The 7,905-nt window shown below is 29.1% G+C and carries 6 protein-coding genes and 1 other annotated feature; all 6 genes read left to right on the top strand.

Annotated features, from left to right (window positions below; genetic code table 11):
* The first annotated feature begins 208 nt into the window (after nucleotides 1–208).
* The 6 genes from COL3_RS24005 to tyrS all read left to right on the top strand — a co-directional run bounded on the left by COL3_RS24005 (nucleotide 209) and on the right by tyrS (nucleotide 7,663).
* Nucleotides 209–724 (top strand): NUDIX domain-containing protein, encoded by a 516-nt coding sequence (locus tag COL3_RS24005; RefSeq protein WP_008420417.1) that lies wholly within the window; start codon nucleotides 209–211, stop codon nucleotides 722–724.
* Nucleotides 725–764: 40 nt separating this feature from the next.
* The gene (locus COL3_RS24000; protein WP_008420416.1) at nucleotides 765–1,895 is read left to right on the top strand and encodes a DUF116 domain-containing protein; all 1,131 of its coding nucleotides are present in this window, start codon (nucleotides 765–767) and stop codon (nucleotides 1,893–1,895) included.
* A gap of 105 nt (nucleotides 1,896–2,000) precedes the next feature.
* Nucleotides 2,001–3,344 (top strand): MATE family efflux transporter, encoded by a 1,344-nt coding sequence (locus COL3_RS23995; protein ID WP_008420415.1) that lies wholly within the window; start codon nucleotides 2,001–2,003, stop codon nucleotides 3,342–3,344.
* A gap of 262 nt (nucleotides 3,345–3,606) precedes the next feature.
* The gene (gene uvsE / locus COL3_RS23990; RefSeq protein ID WP_008420414.1) at nucleotides 3,607–4,569 is read left to right on the top strand and encodes a UV DNA damage repair endonuclease UvsE; all 963 of its coding nucleotides are present in this window, start codon (nucleotides 3,607–3,609) and stop codon (nucleotides 4,567–4,569) included.
* A 397-nt stretch (nucleotides 4,570–4,966) separates the two neighbouring features.
* Entirely contained in the window at nucleotides 4,967–5,992 is a 1,026-nt protein-coding gene (locus COL3_RS23985; protein WP_008420413.1) for a transglutaminase-like domain-containing protein, read from the top strand.
* Between the two features lie 110 nt (nucleotides 5,993–6,102).
* Nucleotides 6,103–6,366: a binding site (T-box leader), on the top strand.
* 85 nt (nucleotides 6,367–6,451) lie between these two features.
* Nucleotides 6,452–7,663, top strand: coding sequence for a tyrosine--tRNA ligase (gene tyrS, locus COL3_RS23980; protein WP_008420412.1), 1,212 nt, complete (start codon nucleotides 6,452–6,454; stop codon nucleotides 7,661–7,663).
* Nucleotides 7,664–7,905: the final 242 nt, after the last annotated feature.

The following is a 7,905-nucleotide window of genomic DNA, read 5'->3' as shown; positions in this document are numbered from 1 at the left end:
AGCTTGTCATACTGAAAGTAGGAGCACGCTAAAGTGGTATAACCTGCAACTTAGAGTATTCAGCGATATTTTCATAGTTTTTCGTAATAAAAATATTTATTATTTCGGCAAGCTACCACATAAGTCTAGTTTACATGTTGTTTATCAATAAATTGAATTTAAGGATTTGTGTTGAAAGTTTAAAACAATAAGGATGTGAAATTATAGTATGTTATTTAATAAACTTTTCGAAATAGATAAAGTTAGTGATTCAATTGAAAATATTAATTTTAGAGAAGCTGTACGAGGAATTATTGTAAAAAATAATAAGATTTTAATGGTGCATTCTAAAAATCAAGATTACAAATTTCCGGGTGGTGGCATAAAAAAAGATGAAGGACGTGAAGATGCATTAAGAAGGGAAATCCAGGAAGAAACAGGTTATATTTGTAATAAAATAAGTGAACAATTAGGAATTGTAACTGAAAAAAGTATTGATAAGTATACAAATAACAAAATTTTTAAAATGATTTCTTATTATTATATCGCAGAAGTATCTAATATTAAGAAACCTCAAAAATTAGATCCATATGAAGCAAAGTTAGAATTTAAGCCAGAGTGGGTAGAAATAAAAGATGCCATATGCAATAATGAAAAAATAATATTAACAGGAAATGAGTTTTTACCAAATTGGATTTTTAGAGAAACATACGTGTTAAAAAAGATTCAAAATTATATAAAATAAGAATTGTTAATAAGAATAAAATTATTTTTAGGAGGAAAATATGAATCTTTTTACGTACTCATTAGAATTAGAGTATGGAAATTCTAAGAGATATTACGATGAAATAGAGACTTTAAGTTATAGAATACTGCAAAAGGGATTAATGCAGAGTGATAACTATTTAATAGATTTTATGAAATTTATTAAGGCTAGTAAAATAGAAATATTAAGAACTAAGGAGGAGTATTTTATAGAATTACTTTTAATAGGTATTTTTATAGAAGAATATAAAGATCATGCTAGGGCATTTAGAAATATGCCTGGTAAGATATTTCTTATATTAAATAACTTGAGGAAAAAAGAAAAATTTAAAATTTGGATAGATTTGCTGAGAGGGAAACTTATATCAAGGGTATTGTTGAAAAAGGTAAATGAGTTAAATGAACTTTCCTTGGAAGATATTATTTTAATTATTAAATGGTTAAAGGCTAGTGGAGATTTTGATGAGGAAGTAATTAGGTTGAATAATTGGAAAGTCTATTTAGAAAATAAGAATAAATCTTATATTCAGGATATGCTAGAGTTCTGTCATATTCTTAGTAAGAATTTTTATGAAGAATGCAAATGCATTTTAGGCAAGTATACAAAAGTTTTATCAAAACACCTAGATACATATAAAGAAAGGCACTTTAATAAAGAAGATATTATCTACTGTGGAAAAGGAGAAATACAATATTTTTATAATATGGTCAGTGCTCAAATAATGAATACTGTATTTCGTGAAAAATTCTTAAATTCCTCGGAGAAATACGTTTTTTTGCCTGCATGCATGAGGCAGACAAAAGGAGTATGCCTAAGCAATAAAACTACAAGGGGATATGAATGTGTAGGGTGTTTCGATGAATGTAATGTAAATAAATTAAGAAAAGTAGGACAAGCTTATAATTTTAAAGTATATGTAATTCCTCATGAAACTTTATTATCAAACTTAGAAAAAGATGAAAATATTAACACTGGAATGGTTGGAATAGCGTGTGTTACTAATTTAATTTCAGGCGGATGGAAAGCTATTAGACTGGGATTTATTCCCCAATGTGTTGTATTAAATAATGTAGGTTGTTCTAAACATTGGCTAGAACAAAATTTAATGACTAACATAGATATAGAAAAGTTTAAAAGTTTATTTAACTAAAGAAAGTGTGGATATAAATATTTTAAATTTAATTAAATATAATATAGGACTAACCAATGAAATTAGCAGAAGATTTTGGCTAGCATAAGGAAGAAGGAAAAATAAATGTTCATAAGAAAAGACGTATTAAAATTAGCAATACCAATAATGGTGGAACAAACATTTGTTATGTTACTTGGTACATGCAATACTATGATGGCAGGACATATAGGCGAAGAAGCTGTTTCAGCAATTGGAATGGTTGATTCTATAAACAATATGTTTATATCTTTTTTTGCGGCTTTATCAGTTGGGGCTACGGTTGTAGTGGCTCAGCAGATTGGTCAAAATAAGATTAAGAAAGTTAATGAAACAGTAAAGCAAGCCATTGTATCAGGTATTATCGTATCATCTATAATAACATTGCTTTTATGGATTTTTAGAATTCCATTAATTAATGTACTTTATGGATCTGCTGAAGAATTGGTTAAGGTAAATGCTAAGCTATACTTGGAATTTACCTTAATAACATATCCTTTTATAGCAATTGAGCAAATTGCCAATGGAATACTAAGAGGTTGTGGAGATACTAGAACCCCCATGAAAATAACAATATGTATGAACGTTATTAATATTGTTTTAGGGTATATATTAATATTTGGAATAGATATTGTAAATTTGCCTTCGTTTGGAATGGAAGGTGCAGCAGTGGCAATTGCAATAGCTAGACTTATCGGAACTTTAATGATAATGATTGTTTTGTTTAGAGGAAGTAAAGTTATAAAAATAAATAAAATATTACCTTTTAAATTTGATGTTCAGGTACAAAAAAATATATTTAATATAGGAATACCTGCAGGAATGGAACAGGTAATTTTTAATGCGGGTAAACTTATAGTACAAATGTTTATTGTAACAATGGGAACAGCATCTATTGCAGCTAATGCTATTTCGACTTCAATCGCTATAATGGTAAATGTTCCTGGAAATGCTCTATGTTTAGCAGCTACTACACTTGTAGGCCAGTACGTTGGAAGAAATGATATTAAAGGTGCAAAGAATACATTGATTTATTTGACTAAATTTGGAACTTTTTGTTTGGTTTCGTTAGGTTTGATTTTTATCCCAATAGCTGGCTGGTTAGCTTCTCTTTATACAAGTGATCCTGAGGTGATTTCAATATCGTCGGCATTAATTAGAAGTAATAGCGTAGCTCTGCTTGCGTGGGGATTATCTTTTATATTATCATCTGGACTTAAAGGTGCTGGTGATACAAGATTTACAATGCTAACTGCATTTATTGGAATGTGGATATTCAGAATATTTACAGGTTATGTCATAGGAATTGTTTTACAACTTGGAGTATTAGGAATTTGGATAGCAATGTATATAGATTGGATTGTACGAGGAATAATGTATTGTGTCAGACTCAGAGGTAATAAATGGTTAAAATATAGACTTATGGATTAATAGAAAATATTTTTTGTTTTTAAAAGTTATATAATATTAGAGAAAATGTTTACAAAGCAAGCTGGGGGGGGTATAATTGAATAGGAGAGTTAAAAGTTTAAATAACAATCAATTAATGTATAATTTTATTTTAAGTAGCATTTAAACAACTTTTAATGTATCTTCGATTTATACTCATAAATCTCTTTACATAATAAAAGAACTCTGTATTAGAGTTCTTTTATTATTTACTAAAGTATACATGTTTCAAAGGAGGAATTAGATGAAAGTAAGGCTTGGATATGTTGCAATTTCCATGAGGCTGGGTAAAAAGATTACTAGCTCTAGTACAATAACATTTACAAATTATAGTAAGATAATTACCGAAAAAGGTAAATTAGATAAGCTAAAAAGTATTACTCTGTCTAATTTAAATGACTTAGAGAAGATACTTAAATATAACGTAGATAATGAAATTCACTTTTATAGGATAACATCTGCGTTAATTCCTTTAGTCACACATCCAGAAGTGGGATATTGGGGACACAGGGAAATATTTAAAAAAGATTTTGAGCATTTGGGGAAAATAATAAAGGAATATAATATGAGGGTAGATACGCACCCAGATCAGTTTAATGTTGTAAATAGCACTAATGATGAGGTAATAGAGAATACAATACAAAATTTAATGAGACAAGTGGAATGGTTTAAAGACTTAAATTATTCAGATGGAAAAATGGTTTTGCATGTTGGAGGTGCAACTGGGGGAAAAGAAGAAGGACTAAAAAGGTTTATAGATAATTTTAAAAGATTCCCAAAGGAAATAACTTCAAGAATTATAATCGAAAATGATGATAAGACCTATACAGCAAAAGAAGTATTAAGTTTATGTGAAATATTAAATACTCCAATGGTTCTAGATGTACATCATCATAACTGCAATAATAATGGTGAAAATATAGAAGATTTATTACAAGATATTTTTAATACTTGGAATAAAGAAAGTTTACCGCCCAAAATACATTTTTCAACGCCAAGAGACCATGAAAAAGATAAAAAACATGCTGACTATATAAATGCAAATAATTTTGTAGAGTTTTTAGAGAAAGCCAAAATGGTGAATATGGATTTTGATGTGATGCTAGAATGCAAACAAAAAGATGACGCATTATTTCAGTTAGTAAGCGATATAAAAAATATAAGACCACAATATAAATGGATTGATAATTCTAGTTTTGAAATTTAAAAAATAATACATAGTAATTATTTAAAATATAATAAATTTATATTTTTGGGCACATGAAAATAAATAACAAGTCCAAAGCTGACATGAATATTTTTCATCAGACAAGAAGGCAAAGTGTCATCATAGCGGGCCTATTATGACATTTTGCCGACGCAGGATGATGGAAAATAGGCTGACAGATAGACTTGTTATTTTTTTGATTGTGCCTTAAGTAATTACTATTTTTTATAGAGAGATTTACAGTTTACTAAAATTAATTCTGTTATATAATTAATATATATTGATTATGCAAATATTAAAAAGAAAGGCGATGAAATCCGATTTTAGGCTTAGTAAAATAATATAGTCAAAAACTTGTGTATATGGAAATTCATATAAGGAAAGAAGGAATTTGTTGATGAAGAAATTTATTAAGAATTTAGTTGTAGCATTAATAATAATATCAGCAATAGGTGGACAACCTGTATTAGCAGCAGATTATGATTTAAACACATATGTATTCAATCACTTAGAAAATTGGGATACGGAATTTGAAATTCCTTATTACAAATCTGATGTAATGGATGTCGTGCGAGACATTGCAAAAAAAGATGATTATTTAAGTGTGTCATTGAAAAAAATGGTTTACAGCAGAGTAGAGGACGAAGCAACATTAACTGTGACGTATACTACCACTAAAGAGCAAGAAGATTACATTAATAAAGAATTAACGAGAGTAATTAATTCCATAATTACAAGTAACATGAGCAATTTTGATAAAGTTAAAGTTATAAATAAATACTTAATGGATAGATATGAATATGATTATACTCTTACATCGAATAATGCATACACTGCATTAACTACGGGAAAAACAGCATGTGAAGGGTATGCTATGACAGCATATAAGATGCTAAATATGGTCGGAATAGAAAATAGGATTGTTATTGGAAAGTTAAACGGAATTGGACATGCTTGGAATATGGTTAAGTTAAATAATAAGTGGTATCAATTGGATATTACGAACAACGATGTATTGGATTCAAATAAATTTTTTCTAACCGATGATGATACATTAAAGCAGGAAGGATTTTCTTGGGAAACTGCTGATTACCCAGTGTGTGATGAAAAATATGATTTAACAAGTAATAGTGATACATTATCAGGCGGAGATGTCGTGGTAAATTATAAATCAAATGTTGATGGTAATTGGTGTTTTACTAATAACTCTTGGTATTTTCTAAGAAAAGCTGGTGTTTATGCTACAGGATGGACAATGATTGATAATAACTGGTATTACTTAGGGGATGACGGAGCCATGAAAACAGGGTGGATATTATCCAATGATAAATGGTATTATTGTTACCCTGTTACTGGTGCAATGGCAGTAAATACTATTATTAATGGTTATAGGGTTGATGCAAGTGGTGCATGGGTAGCATAAAATATGTATTGCATATTGACAAAAGTTAAATTATTCAATATAATTTAAACAATTTAATATTTATCCCATATAAAGTATATATTCTGTATTTTTTAAAAATGGGATTTTCTATAAAAGCAATGAAAAGAATAAGTAAAAATTAGATTAACCAAACAGAAAGTTACCGGGTGATGAGAGGTGCATGGAAACTAATTTTGAATACATCTTAGAGCTTCAAGCTGAAAAAGAATTATCTAGAGTAGGTGATGACGGAACCCTGCACCCGTTATAGTGCTAAAGTATAACCAAGTTTCTTGGCGTACTTGAAGAGGTTAATCGTGTGAGCGATTAATGAAATTAAGGTGGTAACACGAGAGTATACTCTTGTCCTTTATGTTTAAAGGGCAAGAGTTTTTTTGTTGTATATTTATTCTTATTGAGCTTGCTTATATTAAAAATATTACGTAAGGAGTTAAGAAAATGAAAAAGACTGTTAATGAACAAATTGAAATTATTAAAAAGGGGGCTGCTGAAATTGTTGATATTGATGAGTTAAGAGAAAAGCTCCTTAAATCAGAAAGAGAGAATAGACCTTTAAGAATTAAATTAGGACTTGATCCAACAGCACCAGATATTCATTTAGGTCATGCTGTTGTATTAAGGAAAATTAAGCAAATGCAGGATTTAGGGCATACAGCAATTATAATAATTGGAGATTTTACTGGTAAAATAGGTGATCCTACAGGTAAATCTAAAACGAGAAAGCCATTAACCCAGGAACAAGTGTTGGAAAATGCATTAACTTATAAGAGACAGATATTTAAGGTGTTGGATAAAGAAAAAACTGAAATAAGATTTAATAGCGAATGGTTATCAAAATTAAACTTTGAAGAAGTACTAAAGTTAGCAGCAACTACTACAGTTGCAAGAATGCTGGAAAGGGATGACTTTAAGAAACGTTACACCAACAATACGCCAATAGGTATTCATGAATTTTTTTACCCATTAATGCAAGGATACGATTCTGTTGCATTAAATGCAGATATAGAATTAGGAGGAACAGATCAAACTTTTAATATTCTTATGGGAAGAACATTGCAAAAAAATAAAGGAATGGAGCAGCAAATAGCTATACTTATGCCTATACTAGAAGGTTTAGATGGAGTAGAAAAAATGAGCAAAAGCTTAGGAAATTATATTGGGATTCAAGAAAACTCAGAAATAATGTTCAAAAAAGTAATGGAGATTCCAGATAATCTTATTATAAAATACTTTGAACTAGCTACAGATGAACATCCAAACAGGATAGAAGAAATTAAAGAAGATTTAAGGAATGGAAAAAATCCAAGAGATGTTAAGTTTGAGCTAGCAAAAATAATTACAAGTTTATATCATACAGATGAAGAAACCAAGGCTGCGATGAAATATTTTGAAGATGTATTTATGAAAGGGAATTTACCAGACACAATGCCTGAAATAATTGTTCCAATAGAATGCAGTACTTTAAGAGAAATAGGGAAAATTCTAGTGAAAAACAATTTCCTATCATCAGCTAATGAGTTTAAAAGACTTGTAAATCAAGGCGGAGTATATATAAATAATCAAAAAGTTACTGATCTTGAAAACACATCTATAGTGAATGGAAATATTATAAGACTCGGCAAGAAGAAATTTGTGAAAGTAGTAAAATAATTTTTTCTAAATTTGAAATCAGTATATAGAGAAACACTGTTTTACTTTACTTATAGTCGAAAATATATATGTAAATCCCACTTGGTTTAGGCGTATATATGAAAGAAAATAGTCGCAATTCTCCTTGTGCATAAACAAATATTAAACTAAATTTATACTTTTAAATATTACTCACCGAAATCAGCCACATACTTTTGTTCCAGTTTCTAGGTAATTTTGTTGGGTGATTCTAAGGCTACAAG

This window comes from Clostridium sp. LS, from assembly GCF_002760435.1.
In the GTDB taxonomy this organism is placed as follows: Bacteria; Bacillota; Clostridia; order Clostridiales; family Clostridiaceae; genus Clostridium.
Note: the sequence above shows the minus strand (reverse complement) of the source record. Positions and strands in the feature narration are given on the sequence as shown.

Coding starts and splice junctions, on each gene's coding strand:
- COL3_RS23995 (WP_008420415.1), top strand. CDS start 2,001: ATGTTCATAAGAAAAGACGTATTAAAATTAGCAATACCAATAATGGTG.
- uvsE (WP_008420414.1), top strand. CDS start 3,607: ATGAAAGTAAGGCTTGGATATGTTGCAATTTCCATGAGGCTGGGTAAA.
- COL3_RS24005 (WP_008420417.1), top strand. CDS start 209: ATGTTATTTAATAAACTTTTCGAAATAGATAAAGTTAGTGATTCAATT.
- tyrS (WP_008420412.1), top strand. CDS start 6,452: ATGAAAAAGACTGTTAATGAACAAATTGAAATTATTAAAAAGGGGGCT.
- COL3_RS24000 (WP_008420416.1), top strand. CDS start 765: ATGAATCTTTTTACGTACTCATTAGAATTAGAGTATGGAAATTCTAAG.
- COL3_RS23985 (WP_008420413.1), top strand. CDS start 4,967: ATGAAGAAATTTATTAAGAATTTAGTTGTAGCATTAATAATAATATCA.